Source organism: Pseudomonas sp. D3-27, from assembly GCF_051132165.1.
In the GTDB taxonomy this organism is placed as follows: domain Bacteria; phylum Pseudomonadota; class Gammaproteobacteria; order Pseudomonadales; family Pseudomonadaceae; genus Aquipseudomonas.
Map to the genome: position 1 here is coordinate 4,397,154 of NZ_CP071667.1, position 26,831 is coordinate 4,423,984.

18 protein-coding genes and 2 pseudogenes are annotated in these 26,831 nt (G+C 60.5%); 11 read left to right on the forward strand and 9 right to left on the reverse strand.

The genetic code is table 11. The annotated features are described in order from the left end of the window. Positions 1-84 precede the first annotated feature (84 nt). The gene (locus tag J3P92_RS19930) at positions 85-987 is read left to right on the forward strand and encodes a LysR substrate-binding domain-containing protein (RefSeq protein ID WP_434648786.1); all 903 of its coding nucleotides are present in this window, start codon (positions 85-87) and stop codon (positions 985-987) included. 30 nt (positions 988-1,017) lie between these two features. Here the strand turns inward: J3P92_RS19930 and J3P92_RS19935 are convergent, their stop codons facing one another. Both J3P92_RS19935 and J3P92_RS19940 read right to left on the reverse strand, forming a co-directional pair. Then, positions 1,018-2,037 (reverse strand): alpha/beta fold hydrolase, encoded by a 1,020-nt coding sequence (locus tag J3P92_RS19935; protein WP_434648788.1) that lies wholly within the window; start codon positions 2,035-2,037, stop codon positions 1,018-1,020. 123 nt (positions 2,038-2,160) lie between these two features. Beyond that, a pseudogene (locus J3P92_RS19940) lies at positions 2,161-2,745 on the reverse strand (5-methyltetrahydropteroyltriglutamate--homocysteine S-methyltransferase); the annotation flags it as partial. Positions 2,746-2,938: 193 nt separating this feature from the next. On the opposite strand from J3P92_RS19940, the gene metR reads away from it, so the two are divergent. After that, positions 2,939-3,856, forward strand: coding sequence for a transcriptional regulator MetR (gene metR, locus J3P92_RS19945; RefSeq protein WP_434607525.1), 918 nt, complete (start codon positions 2,939-2,941; stop codon positions 3,854-3,856). A 37-nt stretch (positions 3,857-3,893) separates the two neighbouring features. Here metR and J3P92_RS19950 read toward each other — a convergent pair whose 3' ends face one another. From J3P92_RS19950 to J3P92_RS19965, 4 genes are all read right to left on the reverse strand, one after another. Beyond that, positions 3,894-4,391: a GNAT family N-acetyltransferase gene (locus J3P92_RS19950; protein ID WP_420765321.1), complete on the reverse strand. Its 498-nt coding sequence runs from the start codon at positions 4,389-4,391 to the stop codon at positions 3,894-3,896. Further along, the gene (locus J3P92_RS19955; RefSeq protein WP_047230397.1) at positions 4,388-5,026 is read right to left on the reverse strand and encodes a LysE family translocator; all 639 of its coding nucleotides are present in this window, start codon (positions 5,024-5,026) and stop codon (positions 4,388-4,390) included. The genes J3P92_RS19950 and J3P92_RS19955 overlap by 4 nt, the downstream gene beginning before the upstream one ends. A gap of 19 nt (positions 5,027-5,045) precedes the next feature. After that, positions 5,046-5,462: an NUDIX hydrolase gene (locus tag J3P92_RS19960; protein ID WP_434607531.1), complete on the reverse strand. Its 417-nt coding sequence runs from the start codon at positions 5,460-5,462 to the stop codon at positions 5,046-5,048. A 211-nt stretch (positions 5,463-5,673) separates the two neighbouring features. Then, entirely contained in the window at positions 5,674-7,041 is a 1,368-nt protein-coding gene (locus tag J3P92_RS19965; RefSeq protein WP_434560399.1) for an HD domain-containing phosphohydrolase, read from the reverse strand. A 226-nt stretch (positions 7,042-7,267) separates the two neighbouring features. On the opposite strand from J3P92_RS19965, the gene J3P92_RS19970 reads away from it, so the two are divergent. The 7 genes and pseudogenes from J3P92_RS19970 to J3P92_RS20000 all read left to right on the forward strand — a co-directional run bounded on the left by J3P92_RS19970 (position 7,268) and on the right by J3P92_RS20000 (position 17,491). Then, positions 7,268-9,559: a GGDEF/EAL domain-containing response regulator gene (locus tag J3P92_RS19970; RefSeq protein ID WP_420765325.1), complete on the forward strand. Its 2,292-nt coding sequence runs from the start codon at positions 7,268-7,270 to the stop codon at positions 9,557-9,559. Beyond that, positions 9,556-11,430 carry an EAL domain-containing protein gene (locus J3P92_RS19975; RefSeq protein WP_434648790.1) on the forward strand — a complete coding sequence of 625 codons (1,875 nt, stop codon included), beginning with the start codon at positions 9,556-9,558 and terminating at the stop codon, positions 11,428-11,430. Before J3P92_RS19970 ends, J3P92_RS19975 begins: the two co-directional genes overlap by 4 nt. A 57-nt stretch (positions 11,431-11,487) precedes the next feature. Beyond that, positions 11,488-12,447 (forward strand): cytochrome-c peroxidase, encoded by a 960-nt coding sequence (locus tag J3P92_RS19980; protein ID WP_420765327.1) that lies wholly within the window; start codon positions 11,488-11,490, stop codon positions 12,445-12,447. Further along, positions 12,444-14,243, forward strand: coding sequence for a DAHL domain-containing protein (locus J3P92_RS19985; protein WP_434648792.1), 1,800 nt, complete (start codon positions 12,444-12,446; stop codon positions 14,241-14,243). The genes J3P92_RS19980 and J3P92_RS19985 overlap by 4 nt, the downstream gene beginning before the upstream one ends. Positions 14,244-14,833: 590 nt before the next feature. Further along, a pseudogene (locus J3P92_RS19990) lies at positions 14,834-14,920 on the forward strand (hypothetical protein); the annotation flags it as partial. Between the two features lie 408 nt (positions 14,921-15,328). Next, positions 15,329-15,646 carry a sensor histidine kinase gene (locus J3P92_RS19995; protein WP_434564141.1) on the forward strand — a complete coding sequence of 106 codons (318 nt, stop codon included), beginning with the start codon at positions 15,329-15,331 and terminating at the stop codon, positions 15,644-15,646. A 225-nt stretch (positions 15,647-15,871) separates the two neighbouring features. Next, the gene (locus J3P92_RS20000; RefSeq protein WP_434648794.1) at positions 15,872-17,491 is read left to right on the forward strand and encodes an FMN-binding glutamate synthase family protein; all 1,620 of its coding nucleotides are present in this window, start codon (positions 15,872-15,874) and stop codon (positions 17,489-17,491) included. Positions 17,492-19,048: 1,557 nt separating this feature from the next. Here J3P92_RS20000 and J3P92_RS20005 read toward each other — a convergent pair. The 3 genes from J3P92_RS20005 to J3P92_RS20015 all read right to left on the reverse strand — a co-directional run bounded on the left by J3P92_RS20005 (position 19,049) and on the right by J3P92_RS20015 (position 22,363). Next, positions 19,049-20,026: a glycosyltransferase family 2 protein gene (locus J3P92_RS20005; RefSeq protein ID WP_434648796.1), complete on the reverse strand. Its 978-nt coding sequence runs from the start codon at positions 20,024-20,026 to the stop codon at positions 19,049-19,051. Next, positions 20,023-20,409 (reverse strand): GtrA family protein, encoded by a 387-nt coding sequence (locus J3P92_RS20010; protein WP_434648798.1) that lies wholly within the window; start codon positions 20,407-20,409, stop codon positions 20,023-20,025. Before J3P92_RS20010 ends, J3P92_RS20005 begins: the two co-directional genes overlap by 4 nt. Before the next feature lie 532 nt (positions 20,410-20,941). Then, positions 20,942-22,363: an amino acid permease gene (locus J3P92_RS20015; RefSeq protein WP_434648800.1), complete on the reverse strand. Its 1,422-nt coding sequence runs from the start codon at positions 22,361-22,363 to the stop codon at positions 20,942-20,944. Positions 22,364-22,993: 630 nt separating this feature from the next. Between J3P92_RS20015 and J3P92_RS20020 the strand changes: the two genes are divergently transcribed. Both J3P92_RS20020 and J3P92_RS20025 read left to right on the forward strand, forming a co-directional pair. Then, positions 22,994-23,452, forward strand: coding sequence for an REP-associated tyrosine transposase (locus J3P92_RS20020; protein WP_434648802.1), 459 nt, complete (start codon positions 22,994-22,996; stop codon positions 23,450-23,452). Between the two features lie 156 nt (positions 23,453-23,608). Further along, positions 23,609-26,716 carry a transglycosylase domain-containing protein gene (locus tag J3P92_RS20025; RefSeq protein ID WP_434648804.1) on the forward strand — a complete coding sequence of 1,036 codons (3,108 nt, stop codon included), beginning with the start codon at positions 23,609-23,611 and terminating at the stop codon, positions 26,714-26,716. Positions 26,717-26,831 lie beyond the last annotated feature (115 nt).

Sequence of the window (26,831 nt, forward strand, 5' to 3'; positions counted from 1 at the left end):
GCGTTATTGGACGGCCAGGCCGTAGCGGCAACAATGGATAAAAAGTCATACTAGCCATGTCCTCACGTCATGGCTTGGATCCAGATGAAACGACTCCCACCGCTGCCGACGTTGCATACTTTCTTGATCACGGCCCAGTGCTGCAACTTCACTCGCGCCGCCGAACAGCTGCACATCACCCAGGGCGCGGTGAGCCGGCAGATCGCAGGGCTGGAGGATCATCTGGGTTATGCGTTGTTCCAGCGCCAGGCACGCGGGTTGAGCCTGACCGCCGAGGGCCAGGCGTGGCTGCCCCGGGTGCAGCAGGTGTTCGGCCTGATCGGCGAGGCGGTCGAGCAGATCGGCGAGGCGGTCGAGCAGATCGGCGAGAAGCGCCAGACCCTGAAGCTCAAGGCCCCGACCTGTGTGATGCGCTGGCTGCTGCCGCGCCTGTTGCAATGGCAAAAAGAGCGCCCGGACGTGCCGGTGGAGCTGACCACCACGGTCCGGCACGGCGTTGATTTCCAGCGTGAGGCATTCGACGCGGCGGTGGTTTACGGCCCGCCGCCCGACGCCTCGCTTGACTGCCTGCACTTGTTCGACGAACAGCTTACACCGGTGTGCTCGCGCCCCTTGCTGGAAGGTCCGGTCCCGTTGAATTCACCCCTCGATCTGCAACAACACCTGCTGCTGCATCCCACCACCGACGAGCGCGACTGGAACGCCTGGCTGGCCGCGGCCGACGTGCGTTTGAGCAACGTCAGCAAAGGCCAGCATTTCGAAACCCTGGACCTGGCGATGTCCATGGCCTCCCAAGGCACCGGCGTGGCGATTGGCGACTGGTCGCTGATCGGCGAAGACCTCAGCGCCGGCCGGCTGGTGATGCCGTTCGAACTGAAGGTCAGGACCGGGCTGGGTTATCACTTGGTCTATCCGCGCCGGCCGCAGGTGTCGGGCCAGTTGCAGGAGCTAATGGACTGGTTGGTGGAGCAGGCCCAAGCACGGTAGTAGCGCCACAAAAGCCCCACCCGGTGTCAGTTAGAGCACATTCGGCGCCTGCGCCGGCTCGATCTGCGCCCAGTGCGAGGTGTCTTCGCGGTGTTGCTGCAAATAGGGCAGCACCGCCCCCAGCAATGGTTCCTTGAAGGCCTCTTGAAAGCGATGGGCGAGGCCCGGGATCAGCTTCAACCGGCTGCCGCGAATATGCGCCGCGAGATGCACCCCATGCATCACCGGCAACAAGGGATCAGCGGTGCCGTGGACCACCAACGTCGGCACCTGCAGCTGATTGAGCAGCGCCACCCGGCTTGGCTCGGCCATGATCGCCATGATCTGGCGCTTCACACCCTCGGGGTTGAAGGCCCGGTCGTAGGCCACCGCAGCCTGGTGCAGTAGAGCCTGTCGATCGTCGACCACCATCGGGCTGCCCAGCGCGGCCAGCAGGTCGGCCTGCTGTTCGATCGCCACTTCACGGTTCGGCGCACTGCGACGCGACAACAATTGCACCAGCGTTTCACTGGGCGCCGGCAAGCCCGCGGCGCCGGAGCTGGTCATGAGCAATGTCAGGCTCTCGACCCGCTGAGGCGCCATGGCGGCCATGTGCTGGGCGATCATCCCACCCATGCTGACGCCCAACACATGGAAGCTTTGCACCTGCAAGGCGTCCATCAAGCCCAGGCCATCGGCGGCCATGTCCGTCAACGAATAAGGCGCCGCCACGGGCAGGCCGAGCTTGTAGCGCAACGCTTCGAATGTCAGGTTGGCGCTGCCGGGCGCCTGGCGCCAGGTGGAGAGCCCGACATCCCGGTTGTCGTAGCGGATCACCCGAAAACCCTGTTCGCACAGCGCCACCACCACTTCATCCGGCCAGTGAATCAACTGCCCACCCAAGCCCATCACCAGCAGCAACGCAGGGTCGGACGCCCGCCCGATGCTCTGGTACGCCAGGCTTACCTGATCCAGGTCGACCCGTTGGGTCGCGACATTGACATCACAACGAGAAGCCGCCAACGACGGCAAGCCGCACAACAAGGCGGCCAGGAAAATGAATACACGCATGAACAAACACCAAAACGCAGAACCCCAGTAGAGCGCGAGTCTGATGAAGTTCGTTCAAGCGCGCTGCCACAGTTGCGTGACAGTTTGATGAAGATTGCCGAGTGGTTGTGTGAAGCCATAGGCCGGCGATGGTTCAAGCCCATTGGCGACGCTGACCCAAAGGTTGTCGCCGAACCGTTCCTGGGCCGGGCGCAACTGCGCCAGCGCCTGCTCGAATTCGCAACGCCAGGCATCGCGGTCATTGACCAGGCCCACCGAGAGGATCTTGTAGGTCGGCAGGCGATCCAGCACCCGGCCCAGTTGGTCTGGGGCGGGCACGGCGTCGATGTGCAGGCCATCCACCGGCAGGCTAACCGCCAGGCCGAGGTTGTCGTCCAGGCCATTGAAGCAGGTCGCCACCAACTTTTTCAGCGGCGAGTACTGAAGGATGTGATAGGCCCGCTCGAAGGCGCTTCGCCAGGCCAGGGGCAGGTCGAGCGTGAGGATCGGTTCATCGATCTGCACCCACTCCACGCCTTGGGCCTTGAGACGATTGAGGACGTCACCGTAGACCGGCAGCAGGCGCTCCAGCAGGTCGAGCTTGTCAATGTCGCCGTCATTGGCCTTGCCCTGCCAGAGGTACGTCAGCGGGCCGATGACTGCAGGCTTGACCCGATGGCCCTGGGCGTGGGCTTCGTCGATTTCGTCGAACAGCCGCTCCCAGCCCAGCGAACCTTTCCAATCAGCTTCCAGGTCGTTCAATTCGCGGTCGGCGCCGATGCGGGGAAAACCGAGGGTATGGGCCAGGGCCATGGGAATGTCCTCCTTGTAAAAGATGACGCCATTGTCGACAGCCAGTCCCACATGAGACAAACTCAATCTTTTCGTGTTGATCACAAGTTTTACTCATGGAGCAAATCCGGTGCTTGAACTCCGTCACCTCAAGACGCTGCACGCCCTGCGCGAAGCCGACAGCCTGGTCGAAGCCGCTGAACGCCTGCACCTGACCCAGTCCGCCCTCTCCCACCAGTTCAAGGAATTGGAAGAACGCCTGGGTATGCAGTTGTTCGTGCGCAAGACCAAACCGGTCCGTTTCACCAGCGCCGGCCTGCGCTTGCTGCAACTGGCCGACGCCACCCTGCCGTTGCTGCGCAGCGCCGAACGGGACATCGCGCGGCTCGCGGGCGGCACCGCCGGGCGTTTGCACATGGCCATCGAGTGTCACAGCTGCTTCCAGTGGTTGATGCCCACCATCGACCAGTTCCGCGATGCCTGGCCGGAAGTCGAGCTGGACCTGGCCTCGGGCTTCGCCTTCGCCCCACTGCCGGCCCTGGCCCGTGGCGACCTGGACCTGGTCGTCACCTCCGATCCCCTTGAACTGGCGGGCATCACCTACGTGCCGCTGTTCACCTACGAGGCGATGCTGGCGGTGGCCAACCAGCATCGGCTGGCGGGCAAGGCCTACATCGTGCCCGAAGACCTGATCAGCGAAACCCTGATCACGTATCCGGTGGAACGCGATCGCCTGGACATCTTCACCCGCTTCCTCGAACCGGCCGACACCGAACCGGCCCAGGTGCGCACGTCCGAGCTGACGGTGATGATGATGCAACTGGTCGCCAGCGGCCGTGGCGTCTGCGGCATGCCCCATTGGGCGCTGCATGAATACAGCTCACGGGGCTACGTGAAGGCCAAGCGGCTGGGGGAAAAAGGTTTGTTCGCCACGCTCTACGCGGCGGTGCGCACCGACATGCTCGACGCGCCGTATATGCGCGACTTTCTGCTGACGGCAAAAGACACGTCGTTTTCCACACTCGACGGTGTCAGCGCGGTGCGGTAATTGCCACAAAGCTCCATCACTCAAATTTGCGGTGAGATCAGAGTTCAAGCCACATATGGATCTTGTCGAGGTACTCGTCCCCCACGCGAATCGCCATCGGCTCTAGGCCATACAACAGAAAGCCGCAGCGCTGGTAAAGCTCGATGGCCGGGTCGTTGCCGGCGGTGACGGTCAATTGCACAAGGCGCAGGAAGGGATGGCGACGGGCTTCGTCGAGGGCGGCCCGCATCAACTGTTCGCCGAGCCCGGCGTGACGATGGGCCTCGACGACGTACATGCCGAACAGCGTCGCCTTGTGCCGCGCCTTCAGCCGAGGCTCCAGGGCCAGGCCGACGATACCCACCAGCTCGTGCGCGATGAACGCACCGAGGATCACTTCGAGCCGGCTGGTCAGGCGCGACTCCCACCAATTGATGGGCAGCGTCGCCCGTTCGCTGGCGCTGGAAGTAAAGGCCTGTGGATGGAATTCATAGGCCTGGAGCATCAGCTCCCGATAGCTCTGGGCGTCACCCGCCTTCAGCCGTCGGATGCTCACGCCGAACGCCGTTGCTCAAGCATCAACCGCAGGGCCAGCGCACCGAGCACGAAGCCCATGAAATACCGTTGCGCCGCCAGCCAGGTCGGGTTGTGGACGAACCATGAGGCGATGCCGGCGGCGAACAGTGCGATCAGCAGATTGACACTGAAACTGACGCTGATCTGGGTCAGCCCGAGGATGATGCTCTGGGTGAACAGTGAACCGTGCTCCGGGCTGATGAACTGCGGGAACACCGAGAGGTAGAACACCGCGATCTTCGGGTTCAGGGCGCTGGTGAGAAAGCCCATGGTGATCAGCTTGCGGGTCGAATCCGCTGGCAATTGCTGGGCCTGGAACGGCGAGCGGGCGCCGGGTTTCACCGCTTGCCAGGCCAGCCACAGCAGGTACAGCGCACCGGCCCACTTGAGGACTTCATAGGCCATGGGCACCGCGAGGAACACCGCCGTCAGCCCCGCCGCCGCCGCGAACATGTGCACGAAGAACCCCGCCACCACGCCCAACAAAGAAGTGACGCCGGCCTTGCGCCCCTGACAGATCGAGCGGGAAATCAGGTAGATCATGTTCGGGCCGGGCGTGAGCACCATCAGCAACGCGGCGGCGGCGAAAATCAGCAGGTCCGGCAAGGGGATCATGAAGGCGTCGCTCCTTGAATCAGCAGGTCGAGAGGCAGTGGGTTCGATAAAACGGCAGGATCACTTCGCCTGTCAACGGCGCCAGCAGTAATTCGCTGTCGCGGCAAGGGTCGATCCAACGCACCTCTTCAATTTCGGCAGCCGGGGAAACCGCTGCATCGGTCTCCAGCAAAAACACCTCGGCCTGCACGATAAATCCCGGCTCATTGGCGGCCGGCGCGCTGAATTGCCCCAGATGACGGGCCTGGGCCGGATCGATCCTGAGCCCGAGTTCCTCGTCCAATTCCCGAGCCAGGGCCTGGATCGGTTGCTCATGGGCTTCGATCTTGCCGCCGGGTTGCATGAAGGCCTGGGTGCCGCGCTTGCGCACCAGCAGGGTCCGGCCGTCCGGGCCGATGAGCAGGGCGGCGGCGATGCGGATCAGAGGGGTGGTCATGTACAAGGGCCTCGGGCGGAAAATGCCGGGCAGGTTACAGATCAAAGCGGCGGGAGCAAAGCCTGGCGCCGGACTGAAAATCGACGCAGTGCCTCTGTGGGAGCGAGCTTGCTCGCGATTGCGGTATGTCGGTCGAGAAATATTCGACTGATACTCAGCTATCGCGAGCAAGCTCGCTCCCACAAGGGATAGCGGGTCTGTCAGACCCCGGTCACCCCAAGATAGGCTTCGGCGCCGAAGGATCCGCCTCCTCCTCTGGGATCTTGACGAACACGCTGTACCGCGCCCCTTCCATTGCTTCGAAGGCGATGAGCTTTTCGATCAGCGGGCCGCTCATGACCTTTCCGGCGTTGAGCAGCAGCATGCCATTGTCGGCATTGAGGTTGCGCGCCAGAACCATGCCTGCCTCCAGTTCACGAGTGCTGGTGACTTTCACGGTCGGGTCGGACAGCGTCACGTCTTCCAGGTATTCGCCACAGGCCTTGATGAAGTCTTCGACCATGTTCGGGTCGTACAGCTTGCCGGCGTATTTGCGGATGTAGACCAGCGCTTCGTCGCTGTTCATCTGCCGCTCCAGGATCAACCCGCGCTGCAACTCGATGAAATCCACCGCCAGTTTCAAGAGGCGCGAGCCGAACGGAATCGCCTCGCCCTTCAAGTGATCGGGGAATCCGCTGCCGTCCCAACGTTCCTGGTGATGAAGGATGATCCGCGCCGCGTCCTTCATCGGGTCCAGGGTCATCAGCAGCGATTCGCTCTGCTTCGGATAGGCGCGGTACAGCTCCAGTTCGCTGTGATGCAGCATGTCCGCCGGCGTGACCATCATGTTATCGGTCCAGCTCAGCTTGCCGATGTTGTAGAGCGCGGCGGCCATGGTCAGGTCGCGGTCGGTGGACTCGTCGAGGAAATTGAGCCGGCTATAGACCCGGATGAGTTCGATGATCTGCCGGTTGGTCTGCTTGGCCTTGGGCAGGCGCAGGTTGGCGATCAGCGAGAACACCTCGGTGCCGGTCACGTAGCTGCGCTTGAGCTCTTCATAGGCCAGGTCGAGCATGTCGGCGGTCTGCTGCAGCTCGGCGGTCCGCGACGCCACGCGTTTTTCCAGGGTGGCGTTGAGGGTCTTGAGTTGCTGGTTCTGCTCACGATTCAGGGCTTCGAGGCGCTGACGCTCGCTCTCCGAATGTTGGTGGGCCAGGGCTTGGCGCAGGGCCTGCACCAACTCCTCGTCATTCCAGGGCTTGCTGAGGTAGCGGTAGAGCTGCCCCTCATTGATAGCCTTGGTCATCATGTCCACGTCGGCATAACCGGTGAGCAGGATGCGCAATGTCGAAGGATAAAGCTTGCGAATTTCCGCCAGCAGCGTGGCGCCGTCCATGTTGGGCATGCGCGCATCGGTCATCACCAGATCGACCGGCCGCTCCTTGAGAATTTCCAGGGCCTTGGCGCCACTGTCGGCCACCAGGATTTCGTACGGCTGGCTGCGCAACAGCCGACGCAGGCTGTTGAGGATCGATTCTTCGTCATCTACCAACAACACCGTCGGCTTTGTTGCCGGAACGCCCGGCGCTTGATCTTCCATTGGAACCCCCTCCTGTCATCGACAACCGTTCTACCTTAGCCCCAAAAAACAGGCTAGTAGATTGCGAAAATTTAGACACAATTCGCCATCACTCACCTCGCGCTTCCGACGAGCCGACTATGCTGTACCCCATGAAGGGCCAAGTACAGGCCGAATACTCATGCCAGCGAAAGGGATATCAGATGTACCCACGGTTCCGTAGTCAGCATCTCGACGGTGCACGGCCATGAGCCTGCCGATGGAAAGATCCAATCGGCGGATACTGATCGTTGATGACACGCCGACGATCCATGAGGATTTTCGAAAGATTCTCAGCCCCCACGCAGCGCCCGAAGACAGCCTGAGCAATGCTGAAGAAGCCTTGTTCGGCGCCCCCGTGGTGGTTTGCGCCCAGAGCTTCGAGCTCGAATCGGCGTTCCAGGGCATGGAAGCCCTGAACAAGGTCGAAACCGCCCTTGCCCAGGGCAAACCGTTCGCCATGGCTTTCATCGACATGCGCATGCCGCCGGGTTGGGACGGCCTGGAAACCATCGAGCGGCTGTGGCGCGCCGACCCCAAGTTGCAGGTGGCGTTGTGCACGGCCTACTCGGATTATTCCTGGGAGGACATCGCCGACCGTCTCGAACTGGGCGACCGCCTGCTGATCCTGAAGAAACCTTTCGATGCGATCGAGATTCGCCAGATGGCGAGCACCTTGACCGTCAAATGGCAGATGACCGAAGACGCCGCGTTGAAAATGGACATGCTCGAACGGGCAGTGGAAGAACGCACCCGGGAGCTGGCCGACGCCAACATCATCGTGCAGAACAGCCCGACCATCCTTTATCGCCTGCGCGGCGAGCCGCCTTTTCCATTGATGTACATCTCCCACAACATCACCAAGTTCGGCCATGTCGCGGCGCGCCTGATCAGCTCGCCGGACTGGGCGCAAACCTTGATCCACCCCGACGACCAGGCCAAGGTCGACGAAGCCATGGTGCGCGTCCTGGACCGCGACACCGCGGGTGCCTCCATCGAATTTCGCATGCGCACTGGCGACGACACGTTCCGCTGGGTAGAGAACCGCTACATCCCGGTGCGCAACGAGCAAGGCCTGCTGCTGGAAGTCGAAGGCATCATCCTCGACATTACCGAGCGCAAGCTGGCCGAGGAAAAGATCGCCTTGCTGGCCCGCACCGATGGCTTGACCGGGCTCGCCAACCGCGCCACCATGATCGAGCGGCTGCACCAGGCCTTTGCGGCCGCCCGTCGGGGGGCGGCGCCCTTCGCAATGTTTTACCTGGACCTGGACCACTTCAAGCGGATCAACGACACCCTCGGGCACCCCATCGGTGACCTGCTGTTGCAACAAGTCGCAGCGCGGCTCAAGGGCTGCACCCGGGAAAACGACGTGGTGGCGCGCCTGGGTGGCGACGAATTCGCCATCCTGCAACTGGACGTCCACGAAGCGACCCACTGCGCCGCGCTGGCGGCCAAGATTCGCGACACGCTGGTGGCGCCCTATTCCCTGGATGGCAACGACGTACGCATTTCCGTGAGCATCGGCATCAGCCTCTATTCCCCGCAGAGCCCAAGCGCCGACAGCCTGATGGCCCAATCCGACATGGCCCTGTACCGCTCCAAGGAAAAGGGCCGCAACCAGTATCACTTCCACAACGAGGAAATTAACCAGGAGGTCACGGATCGGGTCGCCCTCGCCAATGACCTGCGCCTGGCCATCGAAAACAACGAGTTGCACTTGCACTACCTGCCGGAAGTCGACCTTGGCACCGGCCGGATTCTCGGCATGGGCGTGCAGGTGCGCTGGAACCATCCCGCGCGCGGCTGGCTGGAACCGGCCGCCTTCATGCCGGCCGCGGAAAAAACCGGAATCATCATCGGCCTGGGCCATTGGGTCCTGGACCAGGCCTGCCAGCAGATGCGCCAATGGCGAGACCAGGGAATGGCGCCACCGGTGATCGCCATCGACCTGTCCCTGACCCAGCTCAAGACCGGCCCGGAACTGATCTACGACGTGCTGCGTACCACCGCGCGCTGGGAGCTGGCGCCCTGGGACCTGCGTTTCGACGTCACCGAAGCGACCCTGGCCCAGACCAAATGGACCCATAACGACGTGCTGCCGCGCCTGTGCGAATTGGGCGTGCAGGTCGCCATCGACGACTTCGGCACCGAGTACTCATCCTTCGATTACCTCAAGACTTACCGCGTGAACCACCTCAAGCTCGCCCAGCGCTTCCTCGACAGCGCCAACGCCGATCCGGAGAACGCCACGACCCTGCGGGCAATCATCAACTTCGCCCGGGACGTGGGCATCGGCATCATCGCCGAAGGGGTCGAGACCCAGGAGCAACGCACGACGCTGATGTCCAGCGGCGGGTCGATACAAGCCCAGGGGCACTATTTCAGCACTGTGGTGGACAGTGAGCAGGCCGCCGCCCTGCTCAAGGCGGGCGCCATCGTTCCGGTGGCGGACCACTGGACCCGGCCGGCGAGCCAGCTATCGGAGAGCAGCCCATGAACCCCATGTCCGTACCGGCAAACAGGCGCATCCTGGTGGTGGACGACACGCCCGCCATTCACCACGACTTTCGAAAGATCCTCAGCCCCAGCGCAGGCAACGATGACTCGCTGGACGACACAGAGAGCCTGTTGTTCGGCACGCCGCAGGTGAACCGGGTGCAATTCCAGATCGACTCGGCCTACCAGGGCGAGGAAGCGCTGGAACTGGTCAAGCGCGCCCAGGCCGAAGGCCAGCCCTATGCCCTGGTGTTCGCCGACATGCGCATGCCGCCCGGCTGGGACGGCCTGCAGACCATCGAACAACTGTGGAAAGCCGACCCGCGCCTGCAGATCGCCCTGTGCACCGCGCATTCGGATTACTCCTGGGAGACCATGTCGGAACGCATCGAATTCGACGATCAGTTGTTGATCCTCAAGAAGCCGTTCGACACCCTGGAAATCCGCCAGATGGCCAGCGCCATGACCTGGAAATGGCAACTGGCCCAGGACGCCGCACGCAAGATGCGCAGCCTGGAACGCACCATCGAAGAGCGGGTCCAGGAGCTGCTCAAGGTCTCCCACCTGCTGCAATATGACGTGCTCACCGAGCTGCCCAACAGCATGCTGCTCGGCGACCGCCTGACCCAGGCCTTGGCGCAGTGCCGCCGGCATGACCGACAGTTGGCGGTGATGTTCATCGGCCTGGACCGCTTCAAGCGCATCAACAATGCGCTGGGGCACCCGGTGGGCGACGAGATGCTCAAGCGCGTGGCGCGGGCGTTGGCGGCCGTGGTGCGCGAGTCCGACTCGGTGTTTCGCTACGGCTCCGATGAGTTCGTGGTGATCCTCGGCGACATCGCCGACCCACAATTGACCAAGGGTGTGGCGGAAAAGCTGCTGGGGGCTATCAACTCCCCGCACCCCATCGACGGTCACGACCTGACGGTGACAGCGAGCCTGGGCATCAGCGTGTATCCGGCCGATGGTTTCGATGCCGTGGCGCTGATCAAAAAGGCCGAGACGGCAATGCGCAACGTCAAGGAAAACGGCCCCAACGATTTCCGTTTTTTCACCGAGGACATGAATCGCCGCGCCCGTCAGCAGCAGACCATCGAATCTGGCTTGCGCCTGGCCTTGCAGCGTAAGGAGTTCGTGCTGCATTACCAGCCCAAGCTCGACCTGACGAGCGGTAAAGTGGTCGGTGCCGAGGCGTTGGTGCGCTGGAATCGCCCCGATCAGGGGCTCGTCTATCCGTCGGATTTCATCCCCGTGGCCGAGGACAGCGGCCTGATCGTCCCGCTGAGCCAGTGGGTGCTCCAAGAGGCCTGCCAGCAGGCCTGTCGCTGGCAGGCCGAGGGCATGCGGCCGCTGTACCTGTCGGTCAACGTCTCGGCGATCGATTTCCGCCAGCGCGGTTTCGTCGATGGCATCGCGCGCACCCTAAAGGAAACCGGTCTGGACCCGACACAGTTAGAACTGGAGATCACTGAAAGCGTGCTCATGCAGAACATCGACACCACCGTCGCCACGCTCAATGCCATCAAGCATCTGGGCATACGGCTGGCCATCGATGACTTCGGCACCGGCTATTCGAGCCTGAGCTACCTGCAGAAATTTCCGGTGGATGTGTTGAAGATCGACCAGTCGTTCGTCGGTGACCTGAGCATCGACAGCAACGACGCGAAACTGGTGAGCACCATCATCAGCCTGGGCAAGAGTTTGAACCTGCACATCATTGCCGAAGGCGTGGAAACCCGGGAGCAGCTGGAATTCCTCAAGATCCACCAGTGCGAGGAAGCCCAGGGCTACTTCTTCAGCAAGGCCGTGGCACCGCAAGCCTTCAGCCAATGGATGGCTGAATGGGAACAACGCCCGAACCCGTTTTCGTGAGCGCCAGCGTCATAACCCCCTTGTTTCAAGGGACAGCATTTCAAAGGAAAGCACCCCATGGCGTCACACGGACTGATTCTGGCTCTCGGCTTGCTGGTGGGACTGAGCGTGACCGCTCGCGCCGAGCCATTGGACGAACCGCTCAAACCCCTGCCTCCCGCTCCCGCCCTGGACCCCAAGCGAGTCCAGTTGGGCCAGCGGCTGTTCAATGACCCACGGCTGTCGGTCAACAACACCCTGTCCTGCGCCAGTTGCCATCGCCTGGACAAGGGCGGCGCCGACGACAAAGCCTTATCCCTGGGTTTCGACGGCAAGCCGGTGGAGGTCAATACGCCCACGGTGTTCAATGCCAGCCTGAATTTCCACCAGTTCTGGGACGGTCGCGTCGACACCCTGGAAGAACAGGTGCATATCGTCGTCACCAGCCCCGGTGAAATGGGCAGCAACTGGGAAACGGTGGTCAAGCGCATCGCGGGCGATACGGGCTATGCCAGGGATTTTGCCGACGCGTACCCAGACGGCGTGACCCAACCCAATATCCAGGGGGCGCTTGCCGACTACGAGCGCACCCTGCGGACACCCAACTCGCGCTTCGATAAATACCTGCTGGGCGATACCGACATCCTCACGCCTCGAGAAAAGTTCGGCTACCAGCGCTTCAAGGAGTACGGCTGCATCGCTTGCCATCAAGGCGTGAACATCGGCGGCAATATGTTCCAGAAATTCGGCGTGATGGGCGACTACATCCAGGACCGGGGCAATCCGACCCGAGCCGACGAAGGACGCTTCAACGTCACCGGCGACGAAGCCGACCGCCAGGTCTTCAAGGTGCCAAGCCTGCGCAACGTGGCCGTCACCGCGCCGTATTTCCATGGAGGGTCGGCACAGACTCTGGAGCAGGCAGTGAAAGTGATGTTCAAGTATCAACTGGGCCGCGAACCCCAGAAGAACGATACCGAACTGATCGTCGAATTCCTCAAGACCCTCACCGGCGAATGGGAGGGCAAGCCGCTATGACTCTCGCACGCCGCCTCGGCCTGGTTTTCATCGGCGTATTGCTGGCTTCGATGCTGTTGATCATGTACATCCAATCGAGTGCCCACCAAGCCGCTTCATACATTGAATCGCGCGACCTGATCCGCCAGCTCAAGCAGCAGGACGGCATCTGGGACAACGAAGTGCTCAAGTCCCGGATCGCCCTGAGCCACAATTACGACCCACTGGTTTCGCCATTGCATGAAATGACGCGCCTGTGGCAGCGCCTCGACGTCATCGAGTCGGAGTCCGGCCGCCACGCGCCTGCGCTTTGGTCAACCCAGCGCGACGAATACCTGAAGGCGATCAAGGAAAAAACTCGCCTGGTGGAGCAGTTCAAGTCCCATAACGCGGTACTGCGCAACTCCCTGGCATTCCTGCCCACCGCCGAGGACGACATCCAGCGTCAGTTCGCCCAACTGTCCGACGGTGAAAAACTGGAACTGCAGAACGTTGCCATCGACACCTACGACCTGCTGCTCAGCACGATGGAGTTAGCGCAGGTCACCACTCGCGAGCAGGCCGCCGAAGTCTTGCTGGGCCTCAACCAACTGGACGTCAACAAGGACCGGCTGCCGGCGGGGCTTGTCGGCTCCGTCGATATTCTGCGCAGGCACATCGCGCTGATCCTGCGCGAGCAGCCGCTGGTCAACCAGCTGCTGCGTGACTTCGAAGCGGTCCCCCTGGCTGACCGGCTGGACACCATCACCGGCCTGCTGGAAAAGGATCAGGAGCACGCCGCCGCCGAACATCAGCGCAACCATACCCTGCTGCTGGTGTTCGCCACCTTCCTGGTGCTGATATTGATTTGGCTGGCGGTTCGGCTGGTGCGCAGTTTCGGCGAGATCAAGCGGGTCAACAGCGCCCTGCAAACCGCCAACGACGAGCTCGAACAACGGGTCGAGGAACGCACCCGCCAGCTCAAGGACACCCAGAGTGAACTGATGGACACTGCCCGCCAGGCCGGCATGGCGGAGATCGCCACCAACGTGCTGCACAACGTCGGCAACGTGCTCAACAGCGTGAACATATCCGCCGACCTGGTCAGCCGAAAATTGCGCAGCAGCAAGGCCCTGGGCCTGGGCAAGGCGATGAACCTCATCAACGAGCACAGCGACGACCTGGGGCACTTCCTCACCGAGGACGAAAAAGGCAAGCTGCTACCCGGTTATCTCAACCAATTGGTGGAAGCCATCGCGACGGAACAACAAAGCCTGACCGACGAGCTTGCGCAACTGAGCAAGAGCGTCGACCACATCAAGGACATCGTTTCCACGCAGCAGTCCTACGCCGGCGCCAATAGCCTGATGGAACCGCTGGTGGTCAGCGAACTGCTCGAGGACGCCCTGCGCATGAACTCAGGGGCCCTAACCCGCCACCATGTGACGGTGATCAAAGAGTACGGCGAAGTGCCACGGATCATGGGCGACAAACACCGCATGCTGCTGATCCTGATCAACCTGATCAGCAATGCCAAATACGCCATGGCGGGGGTTTCCAACCATGCGCGGAACATGACGCTCAAAGCCAGGGTCGTAGACCAAGAGCTGCAAATCAGCGTGAAGGACGAAGGCGAAGGAATCCCGGAGGAAAACATGACGCGCATCTTCGCCCACGGTTTTACCACCCGTAAGGACGGTCACGGGTTTGGCCTGCACAGTTGCGCACTGGCGGCGATTGAAATGAACGGCCACCTCACCGCGCACAGCGAGGGGCCAGGGACCGGGGCGACATTCGTATTGCAACTGCCCTTGAAACTCGCAGAAGGTGAGCCATGAATAGCCTGAGCAACAGGCGCATCCTCTTGATCGACGATACGCCAGCCATCCATGACGACTTCCGAAAGATCCTGACGCCTGAGGACGAGAGCAACGCTGATCTACAGGACATGGAAAGCGCGCTGTTCGGCGAAGCGCCGAAAGCGGCCGCCACCGTTTTCGAACTTGACTCCGCCTACGGTGGCCAGGAAGGCCTGGCCAAATTGCAGCAGGCGCTGGCCAAGGAGCATCCCTATGCCCTGGCCTTCGTCGACATGCGCATGCCCGAAGGCTGGGACGGCGCCAAGACCATCGAGGAACTGTGGAAAGTCGATCCGCAACTGCAAGTGGTGGTCTGCACCGCGTACTCGGATTATTCCTGGGATGAGCTGCTCGACCGTCTCAACGGCCACGATCGTCTGCTGATCCTGAAAAAGCCCTTCGACAACATCGAAGTTCAGCAGATGGCCAACACCTTGACCACCAAATGGGAAATGACCTCCCGCGCCCGTTTGAAAATGAACAAGCTCGAAGACCTGGTGGAACAACGCACCCTGGCGTTCAAACAGGCCAGCGAGTTGCTACAGATGGAAATCGACGAACGCAAGATGCTCGAGAGCCAGCTGGTGCAATCGGAAAAACTCGCCTCCCTGGGCCAACTGGCCGCCGGCGTGGCCCACGAGATCAACAACCCGATCGGCTTCATTTCCTCCAACCTCGGCGCCCTCGGCGGCTACTTCAGCAAACTGGAGGAAATGCTCCAGGCCTACGGCAGTGCCGAGCAAGCCATCGCCTCGCCGGAATTGGTGCTGAATCTGAAAAGCCTGCGCGAGCAGGTGGAACTGGACTTCCTGGTGGAAGACATCCCGGTGCTGATCAAGGAATCCAAGGACGGCATCGCCCGCGTCGGGCAGATCGTCAAGGACCTCAAGGACTTTTCCCGCGTCGACTCCAGCCAGGAATGGCAGATGGCCAATTTGCAGCAAGGCATGGACTCGACCTTGAACATCGTCGCCAACGAGATCAAGTACAAGGCCGACGTGGTCAAGCAATACAGCCCGTTGCCGGAGGTCGAGTGCCTGCCGTCGCAAATCAATCAGGTGATCATGAACCTGATCGTCAATGCCGCCCAGGCCATCGGCCCGGAACGCGGCACCATCACCCTGCGCAACGGGGTGGAAGGCGACAACGTCTGGATCGAAGTCGCCGACAACGGCTCCGGCATCCCGCCGGAAACCCTGCAGAAAATCTTCGACCCGTTTTTCACCACCAAGCCCATCGGCCAAGGCACGGGACTTGGATTGTCGCTGTCCTACGGCATCGTGAAAAAACACAACGGCGACATCACGGTGAGCAGTGAAGTGGGGGTGGGAACGACCTTTCGGGTGGAGTTGCCGGTGCGGCAGATGAAATTGGCGGGGTGAGCGACCGCAGTTTCCAATTTCAGCGAGAGGGCTCTGTGGCGAGGGGATTTAGCGAAACGTCGCACCGCCCCGCTGGGCTGCGCAGCGGCCCCAAGAATTTCAGGGCCGCTTCGCGCCCCAGCGGGGATAAATCCCCTCGCCACAGGGTTCTTATTGCCTGCCGTTTCACAGCAAGCGCAGAATCTCTGCTTCGCCCCACCCATCGCTCGCCCCCAAGGAACCCGCATGAGCCTGTCTTTGCTGAGCCGCTACGCCTTCTTCGCCGGCTGCGTGATCTTCACCCTCGCCAGCTTGCCGTTCCTGCAACATGACTGGCTCTGGCCGATAGCGCTGATGACGGGGCTGCTGAGCCTGCTGGGGTTGTTCGACCTGCTGCAAACCCGCCATGCCGTGCGCCGCAATTATCCGATCCTGGGCAATATCCGTTACCTGGTCGAAGGCATCCGCCCGGAGATCCGCCAGTACCTGCTCGAATCCGACAGCGATGCCCTGCCCTTCTCCCGCGCCCAGCGCTCGCTGGTGTATTCCCGGGCCAAGAACGAAAGCGCCGACAAACCGTTCGGCACCTTGATCGACGTCTACCAGGCCGGCTTCGAATTCATCGGCCACTCCATGCGCCCGGCGCCGTTGAGCGACCCCAGCGGCTTTCGCGTCACGGTCGGCGGCCCGCAATGCACCCAGCCCTATTCGGCCTCGGTGTTCAACATCTCGGCCATGAGCTTCGGCTCGTTGAGCGCGAATGCGATCCGGGCGTTGAACCAGGGCGCCAAGCTCGGCAACTTCGCCCATGACACCGGCGAAGGCAGCATCAGCCCCTACCACCGCGAACACGGCGGAGACCTGACCTGGGAATTGGGCAGCGGCTATTTCGGTTGCCGCAGCAGTGACGGGCGCTTCGACCCCGAGCGCTTCGCCACCCAGGCCCGGAACCCGCAGGTGCGGATGATCGAAATCAAGATGAGCCAAGGCGCCAAGCCCGGCCACGGCGGGATCCTGCCCAAGCACAAGGTCACCCGGGAAATCGCCGAAACCCGTGGCATCCTCATGGGCGAGGACTGTGTTTCGCCGTCCCGCCACAGCGCGTTCTCCACGCCAATCGAGCTGATGCAGTTCGTCCAGCAATTGCGCGAACTGTCCGGCGGCAAGCCGGTGGGCTTCAAGTTCTGCCTGGGGCATCCGTGGGAATTCATGGGCATCGCCAAGGCCATGCTGGAAACCGGCATCCTGCCCGACTTCATCGTAGTGGACGGCAAGGAAGGCGGCACCGGCGCGGCACCGGTTGAGTTCACCGACCACATCGGCGTGCCGCTGCGCGAAGGCCTCTTGTTCGTGCACAACACCCTGGTGGGGCTGAACCTGCGCGACAAGATCAAGCTCGGCGCCAGCGGCAAGATTGTCAGCGCCTTCGACATCGCCAGCGTCCTGGCCATCGGCGCCGACTGGGCCAACGCCGCGCGCGGCTTCATGTTCGCCATCGGCTGCATTCAGTCCCAAAGCTGCCACACCAACAAATGCCCCACCGGCGTCGCCACCCAGGACACCCTGCGCCAACGCGCCCTGGTCGTCCCGGACAAGGCCCAGCGGGTCTACAACTTCCACCGCAACACCCTCAAGGCCCTCGCCGAAATGCTCGCCGCCGCCGGCCTCGACCACCCCTCGCAATTGCAGCCCAAGCATTTGGTGCGGCGGATGTCGGCGACCGAAATCAAACTGTTCTCGCAGTTGCATGTGTTCTTGAAACCGGGGGAATTGCTGACGGGTGAAGTGAACGGACAGTTCTATTCACGGATGTGGCAACTGGCGCGGGCGGACAGTTTTGAGCCGCGGGAGGTGGTGGCTGCCTAGCTGAAGCGTTAAGACCCCCTTCCTCTGGGAGGGGTGAGGTTTTAAGGGTGTACAAAGAAGCCACCATTTCTCCCTCGAGAAAGGTACGGGTTCGCTTCCAATCATTTTCCAGTAGCGTCCTGAAAACTGTTGCAGTTTTAGGTCCTATCCACCAGACATTGCCTGTGCTGCATTTAAGTACATGCAAATTAGTGAAATAGTTCAATCGATCGCCTTCGGGAAACAAGGCGTATCCGCCACGGTCAGCAACGTTAAAGAACATACCGAGAGATGAGTCAATATAAAATTTTGGCCAAATTCCCGTCTCGTTGTAATAGATGAACGGCAGGTACCAGATTAAGGATTCAAAGACTATTTCGTCGTTTGGCATCGCCTCTTTTTTGATTGCAGCCGCCAGCACGTCGAGCCTATAGCTCTTACGCAAATCGGTTCCGTTCATGCCATCGGTTTGTCGATATACCGACTGTAATCCTTGAACCTCAACTGCCACCATAATTATCACGACCAAGACTAGTATGGCTGTTCGTCGATTCGATATATCCAGAGCTGCAGCAACAATCAAAGGTAGCCCAACCGCTGCAAATGTTAGATATCGAGGAGCGAACACGGGGACAACCAGCGTTGCGATAGTCAAAAAAGTTGCTGGAATAAAAAAATAACCGACCATTAGACCGCTGATACGATGCAGGTTGTGTTCTTTCCAAATCAACATTCCCGCGCATGCAACAACAAACACCAATGGCATCGCACGCAACGGCAAGGACTGCGCTCCCCATGCGTTCATAGAAGTGAACTGCCAAACAAGACTTAACACTGCCTCTCCTGTGACAGACGTGAGCCATACGCCCCCTGCCGACAGATGATCAACAAAATGAGGCAACCAAGGCACAAACAACACAACGATTGCACTGTTAACCAAAAGCCATGGCTGCATCGGCAACGCGGTTCCCGTCCCCGCACGGCCCGACCACCAGTAAAACCAATGAACAAGCACGCACAGTGCTGCGAAATAATGCGTATAGAACGCTGCTGTCATCAGCAACACATAAATAATCGGGAAGCGCTTCTTTTCCGGCTCTTTAACCCAGCACACCAACGCCACGGTTGCGCCCATCAGCCAGAATCCAAGCAGGGTGTACATGCGCGTTTCCTGGCTGTAACGAACCGAGATCGGCAGCAACGCCAATAACAACCCAGCCATCCAGGTTGCTCTTCGCGTGGCAACCAGGCTCATCAGCTTTATGCTCAGCAAAACCGTGCCTACGTCGGCTAGCACACTGAGCGACCTAACGGCCAAGACCCCGTCACCAAACAGAATCATCCAGCAGTGCAGCGCGAGGTAATAAAGCGGCGGGTGAATATCTCGTGCCGTAATAGACCAGATCTGCCACGGCTCATGCCTGGCAAGCAGAATGCTGAACGCTTCGTCGTACCAGATCGCCGGTGTTGTGATTCCGTAAAAACGTACGCACAGCGCAAGGACCACTACTGCTGCCAAGGTCGAGCCATCGGCGAATCGACTGGAAGGTCTACCTGAACGTACATGAAAGTCCGTCATCATTGATCATCCTCCAACTCGTGAACCCGCTCACGATTTTCTTGCACGCCCGACTCTCCCCGAACTATTTCTCTGATGACATACCTCGGCCGATGCTTGGTCTCAAGATAAATCCGCCCGATGTATTCCCCCAACACACCAATACCAATCAATTGCACCCCACCCAAAAACAAAATCGCCGTCATCAACGATGGATAACCGGGCACATCGTTTCCAAAGAGCAGCTTGTCCAGCACCATGTATACGGCATACACCAGCGATAAAAACGAGATACAACCACCCACATAAGTCCACAACCGCAACGGCACGGTACTGAACGACGTGATGCCTTCCAATGCCAGGTTCCACAACTTCCAACCATTGAATTTGCTGCTACCAGCGGCGCGGCCGGCGCGGTCGTATTCGACGATAACGGTGGTAAACCCCGCCCACGACAACACGCCTTTCATGAACAGTTGGTATTCGGGAAGGGTCTTGATGACGTCCACGACCTTGCGATCCATCAGCCGAAAATCGCCGACGTTCCGCTCGATATGGGGATAGGCGATTTGATCGAGCAAGCGATAGAACAGCGCAGCACATCCACGCTTCAGGTAACTGTCGGATGAACGATCACGACGCTTGGCCAGCACCACTTCGGCGCCCTTTTCCCATTCGGCAACAAGCTTGGGAATCACCTCGATGGGGTCTTGCAGGTCTACGTCGATGGGAATGACCACGTCCCCGCCGGCGTGTTCGATCCCGGCAAACAAGGCGGGCTCCTTGCCGAAGTTTCGGGAAAAATTGATCAACACGACCAGGTTATCGACCAGCGCGATGTCACGTGCAAGCGCATCCGTCTGGTCAGCGCTGCCATCGTTGATAAAGATGATCTCTACGCTGTAACCGGCCAACGCCGGGTGCTGACGGACACTGTTGTAGAACAGTCCCAGGGTCTGCTCTTCATTGAACACCGGAACAATCAGCGAGATCTTCATGGACGTTGCCCACGAAACACCACGAACCGGGAGAGCAAAAATCCGAACACCAGACTCAGCAGCGAAAATACCGCCACCGTCAGCAATCCGTGGAGCCGCCAGCGGTCTCCCAGGTAACCCACGACATAACTGAACGCTCCCATAACACACAGGAAAGTGACATAACCCGTTACCGATAGTTTGGCATCGAAGGTATAGAGCGCATTGAGGTAATAGGAAAACGAAGCCGCCACGCAAAACGCAGCCAGATTACTGATCGACTGATCGAGACCGACCGCCACGCGCAGCACAAAGAATATTTGCCAATGAAGCAATGTATTGGCGAGGCCGACCAGTGAATAAGTAAAAAAAGTGCTCCATCTTGCCTTTCGGAATTCGTTCATGGCTGCTGAGAGGCACGAAGCGATTTGAACCGGAACAAGCTGTACCCCATCGCCAGGTCAACAGGCAATAGAAAGCCACCGTCACCCATCCAGGTGAACCCAGGACATCTCCCATCGAGCCGACCGCGTAACTCAATGTCCCCATCAAACCATTGCACAGCAGATAGCTGCGCCACGACTCCCCCGGGCCGGAAGATGTAAAGCCCACTCACATAAAACGAAAACACCGCAGCCACGCAGAACGCAGCCAAGTTGCTAGTCGCCTGGACCAGTCCAACGGCGTCATGCAACAGAAAAAAAACCTGGCCATGGATCAGTCCATTGACCAGTGCGATAACCATCAACGCAGAAGACCCGTTCATCTTGGTACTTGCCACTCCCCTATTGGCGTGCGTCCAAGCTAGGCGACGGTTCTGCGGCGGTCTACTGTCAGATCTTACAGGTCGAGCACCGATTCCGACGGACGGTCAGGCTCACGCACAAAAAAACCCCGGTCGTCTGACCGGGGCTCTCGTTTATACCGTGCCTTATCTTACGACACCGAACGCACCGAACCCGGTGCCTCTGCTGTCGGCTGCAACTTGAAGATGTAGAACAACACCGTCAGCAATACCAGAAACGCCGGGCCGATATACAGCGCCACGCGGGTGTCGGGGAAGTACGCCATCAGGCCCACCACCAGCACCAGGAATGCCAGCGCAAGATAGGAGCTGACCGGGTACAGCCACATGCGATATTTCAGCGTGGCACGCTCGGAAGCGCTCAGGCCTTTGCGGAACTTGAGCTGGGACAGCAGGATCATGACCCAGGTCCAGATCGCGCCGAAAGTGGCGATGGAGGTCACCCAGACGAAGACTTTTTCCGGCACCAGATAGTTGAGCAGCACCCCCAGCAGCAAGGCGGCGATGGACAGCAGCAGTGCGCGGCGTGGTACGCCGTTGCTTGAGGTCTTGGCGAAGCCGGCCGGGGCCTGGCCATTTTGCGCCAGGCTGTAGAGCATGCGACCCGTGCTGAAGATTCCACCATTGCAGGACGACAGCGCGGCGGTGATCACCACGAAGTTGATGATGCCGGCGGCGGTCTTGATGCCCAGGCGCTCGAAGGTCATCACGAACGGGCTGCCCTGGGTGCCGATTTCGTTCCACGGATAGATCGACAGGATCACGAACAACGCGCCGACGTAGAACAGCAGGATCCGCCAGAACACCGAGCCGATGGCGTTGGGGATGGTTTTCTGTGGGTTGCGTGCTTCACCGGCGGTCAGGCCGATCATTTCCACGCCCAGGTAGGCGAACATGACCATTTGCAGGGACATCAACACGCCGGACACGCCGTTGGGCATGAAACCGCCGTGGGTCCACAGATTGGAAATACCCAGTGCCACGCCGTCGTTGCCGAAACCGAAGGCGATGATGCCGACGCCGCCGATGACCATGGCGATGATGGTCACGATCTTGATCAGGGCGAACCAGAATTCGAATTCACCGAAGGCCTTGACCGCGATCAGGTTGATCGAGCCCATGCTGACCAATGCGGCCAGGGCCCAGATCCAGCGGGGCACGTCGGGGAACCAGATGCCCATGTACACCGCCACCGCGGTGATCTCGGCCACGCAGGTCACCAGCCACAGGAACCAGTAGTTCCAACCGGTCAGGAAACCGGCGAGCGGGCCGAGGTAATCCTGGGCGTAGCGGCTGAACGAACCGGCCACCGGGTTGTGCACGGCCATTTCGCCGAGGGCGCGCATGATCACCAGAATCGCCAGGCCACCGATGATGTAGGACAGCATGATCGCCGGCCCGGCCATCTCGATCGCCTTGGCCGAACCTAGGAACAGCCCGACACCGATGCAGGCGCCAAGCGCCATCAAGCGGATATGCCGCTCGCCGAGCTCACGTTTGAGCGGACCACCCTGCGCGGTCTCGCCATGGGGCAGAGGATTGCCGACTGGCATAGGGATACAACCTCGTCTTGTTATTGGATTGACCACCGAGTCTCCAAAGCCGCGGGCGGATGGGCCTGCGGGCATTGCCGAAACCGGGCCTGCCTTGTGGGCAGACCGTCCTGTAGGAAAATTCCTCAAGATCAGCGGGTCGTGCAGTATAAAAAGCTCGGATCAGAAAGTTTCACTATAAAAGCAGGTTAATTCAGGGAATGCGCCAGCCGAGGATGGCGTTATGAAGAGGGATTGCCTGAGCTAATGGCCTTTTAGAAGCAGCGCCGAGTATTGCACAGTGAGGGTGCAGCGTCATGCGTTGCCATGGGCAGATGGCTCTAGTGCAGGGCTTTCAGCCGCTCAACCCTTGTCGAAAAGGATCAATCTGTGGCGAGGGGATTTATCCCCGCTGGGCTGCGCAGCAGCCCCAATGCAGGCAACTCAATTGTCCAGGCATACCGGGTTTGGGGGCTGCTGCGCAGCCCAACGGGGATAAATCCCCTCGCCACAGATAAATCCCCTCGCCACAGATGAATCCCTTTGTCACAAGTAGTACATAAGTTTCGGAATATTCGCTCGACCTTTCCAGCGTCGAAAAACTAGCTGCATGACTAGGCTGCATTCAAACCCCTTCAAAGGAAGCAAGGAATGCATCCACGCCCCAACTCCCACCGCTTGCGTCGAGGCCGTTATTCAGAGCCAGGACGAGCCTACCTGGTAACGGCAGTTGTTCATCAGCGACGGCCGGTTTTTTCCGATTGGAAGGTTGGGCGGCTATTGGTCGCCGAATTCAAACGTGCTCATGATTCGGGCCAGGTGAATTCTTTGGCCTGGGTGGTAATGCCGGACCACTTTCATTGGTTGCTGCAAATCCAGGAGAGCCATTTGAGTCGTGTTATCGGTGCCACCAAAGCTCGCTGCGCCCATCGGGTCAACCACCTCACCGGAACTTCTGGCCCGCTTTGGCAAAGCGGCTTCCATGATCGCGCGATTCGTGACAATGAAGAGCTGCGGCCCAGTGCCGACTACATCATTGCCAATCCGCTTCGGGCTGGGCTGGTGGAGCGCATTGGCGATTACCCTCTATGGGACGCTGTATGGCTTTGAGGTAGAGAACCTTGTGGCGAGGGGATTTATCCCCTCGCCACAAAAGAGAGTCATTGGTCATGAAAAAACAGTGCCGACAATTTCCCCTCCCCCACGCCAACCACCGTCTAAGCTTCAAGCAAGTCCGATCAATCTGCGTGAATGGATCAGTCGACTATGGGCGCTTTGTGGCAAACCGATTCGAATAAACCTGTGGTCCCGACTGAACGTATGGAAGAAGCGCCTTTACCCAAAAAAACTCGCCGCGCCCGGCATGGCTGGCGGGCGTTCTGGTTGTTGTTGCTGATTATCGTGGTGGTGGTCGGCCTGGCCGTGGCCAAGGAGATGCGCACGTCCCGGTTCCAGGCCCAGGAGCTCAGCAAATACGCGGCGTCCCTGACCTATGCGGTGCAACCCGGCCCCAGCGACGCCATCGTCTACCCCGGTGCGGGCCCGTTCGATCAGCGATTGGGCTACAGCTCCCTGGGGGAATTCCTGCCTCGTTTGCTCAAGCGTGACTACGTGATCGAGGCCCAGGCGCGTTTTTCTCCGGCCTTGATGGACTATGTCGACAAAGGCCTGTTCGTGCCCTACGCGGAAAAGATCCAGGCTGGCTTGACCATTACCGATTGCCGCGCCGCGCCGGTCTATCAGTTCAAGTATCCGCAACAGCTTTACGCCAGTTTCGATGACATTCCTCCTGTCGTGGTGCAAAGCCTTTTGTTTATCGAGAACCGCTTCCTGCTCGACCCCAAGCAACCATTGGCCAACCCCGCGGTGGACTGGCCACGCTTCGGCATGGCGGCGTGGTCCCAGGTCGCCAAATTGTTGAGCCTGCCAGGGCAATCCGCCGGCGGCAGCACGCTCGCGACGCAGTTGGAGAAATACCGGCATTCCCCCGAGGGCCTGACCGTGTCGGGCGCGGAGAAGATCCGTCAGATGATTTCCGCCAGCGTGCGCGCCTATCAGGCCGGCCCGCAAACCCTCGAGGCCCGCCAACGGGTCATTCGTGACTACCTCAACAGCGTGCCGCTTTCCGCCGTGCCGGGGCATGGCGAGGTCCACGGCATGGCCGAAGGGCTGAGGGTCTGGTATGGCGCGGATTTCAGACGGGCCAACGAACGATTGTCCAGCACCGCCACCGACCCCAAGAGCCTTGCGGAAAAAGGCCTGGCCCTGCGGGAAATGTTGTCGTTGATGATCGCCCAGCGACGCCCGTCGCACTATCTCTCGAAGGGGCACGACGAACTCGCCCGTCTCACCGACAGCCACATCCGGCTGCTGGCCCAGAACGGCGTGATCGATGCCGCGCTGGCAGATGCCGCACTGGCCAGTAAGGTCAGCTACCGCGATTGGGTCCAGGACCCGACCGTCCAGCCTATCGAAACCAACAAGGGCATCAGTGCCGCCCGCAGTCGCATCGCCGCGCTGCTCAATCGTCCGCTGTACGACCTCGATCGCCTCGACCTCTCCGCCACCAGCACGTTGCAAAGCGATTTGCAGGCCCAGGCCACCGAGTACCTCAAGCGATTGGCCGACCCGGCATTCGCCGCCGAGATCGGCCTGATGGGAGAACGCCTGTTGACCCCCACCAGCACCACGCAGGTGCGCTACAGCTTCACCTTGCTGGAACTGACCCCGGACGGCTCGCGAGTGCGCATCCAGACCGACAGCACCGACCAACCCTTCGACATCAATGAGGGCAGCAAACTGGAACTGGGCTCCACCGCCAAGTTGCGGGTGCTGACCACGTACTTGCAGATCATCGCCGAACTCCACGAGCGTTATGCGCAACAGGCCCCGGCTGCCCTGAAAAAAACCGAGGTCGCCGACCAGGACCGCCTGTCCCGCTGGGCCGTGGACTACCTGATCGAAAACACCGACCGCAGCCTGCCGAAAATGCTCGAAGCGGCGCTGGACCGCACATATTCAGCCAGCCCCGGCGAGGCGTTTTTCACCGGCGGCGGGCTGCACACTTTTCATAACTTTCGCAAGGAGGACGACGGTCGCAACCCCACGCTGCGCGACGCCTTGCGTGAATCCATCAACCTGCCTTTCATTCGCCTGATGCGCGACCTGGTGCGCTACGCCACCTACGCCGGCCCGAATAACAGTTCCGAACTGCTCAAGGACGACAAAGACCCGCGTCGCCAGGAATACCTCGCCCAGTTCGCCGATCGCGAAGGCACCTCGTTCCTGCTCAGGTTCTGGAAGAAGTACCAGAAAAAGGACACCGGCCAGCGCCTCGAGACCTTCCTCGACGGCATGCGCCCCACCGCCATCCGCCTGGCCGCCGTGCACCGCTATTTCTTTCCCAGCGACAGCCAGGAAAGCTTCAACCGCTTCGTGCGCGCTCATCTGAAGTCGGTCAAGAGTGCTGAAAAACTCACCGATGAACGCCTGGAACGGCTCTACCAGAGCTACGGCCCCGGCGCCTATGACCTGCCGGACCAAGGCTTCATCGCCAAGGTCCATCCGTTGGACCTGTGGCTGATGGGCTATCTGTTGAACAACCCCGACGCTAAGTTCAGCCAGATAGTCAAGGCCAGCCGGTTCGAGCGCCAGGAAGTCTATAGCTGGTTGTTCAAAAGCCGGCACAAGAGCGCTCGGGACAGCCGTATCCGCACCATGCTCGAAATCGAAGCGTTCCTGGATATTCACCAACGCTGGCAGAAGGTCGGCTACCCGTTCGACCATCTCGTGCCGTCCCTTGCCACCGCGATCGGCAGCTCTGGGGATCGCCCCGCCGCGCTTGCGGAGCTGGTGGGGACGATTCTCAACGACGGTGTCCGCCAGCCTGCGCTGCGGGTCGACAGCCTGCAGTTCGCCGTCGACACGCCTTATGAAACGCGAGTGGTCAGCGATCCGGACAACGGCAAGCGCGTAATGCCGGTCGAAGTGGCCCGTGCGTTGCGCGGTGCATTGTCCCAAGTGGTGGATGCCGGCACCGCGAAACGGGTGGCCGGCAGCTTCAAACTGGCCGATGGCACGCCACTGGCCATGGGTGGCAAGACGGGTACCGGCGACAACCGTATCGAAGCCGTCGGCTCCGGTGGGCGGGTCATCAGCTCCAAGTCCATCAACCGCACCGCGACGTTCGTGTTTTACATCGGTGACAGCCATTTCGGCACGCTCACCGCTTACGTACCCGGCGTGTCGGCGCAGAACTTCAAGTTCACCTCCGCCTTGCCGGTCCAGGTGCTCAAAGGCATGGCGCCGTTTCTCTCGCCGTACCTGCAACCGGGCACGCATACCCAGTGCCAGCCGTTGGTGACGAGCCGTTAAGGGACGAGCGATACGCGACGTCCGGATCCCACACATTCCCGTCTCCATTCCCACACTCAACGCGTGCTCGTCACGCCGTTGGACAATCGGCTGCTCGTCGGATTTATCGAAAACA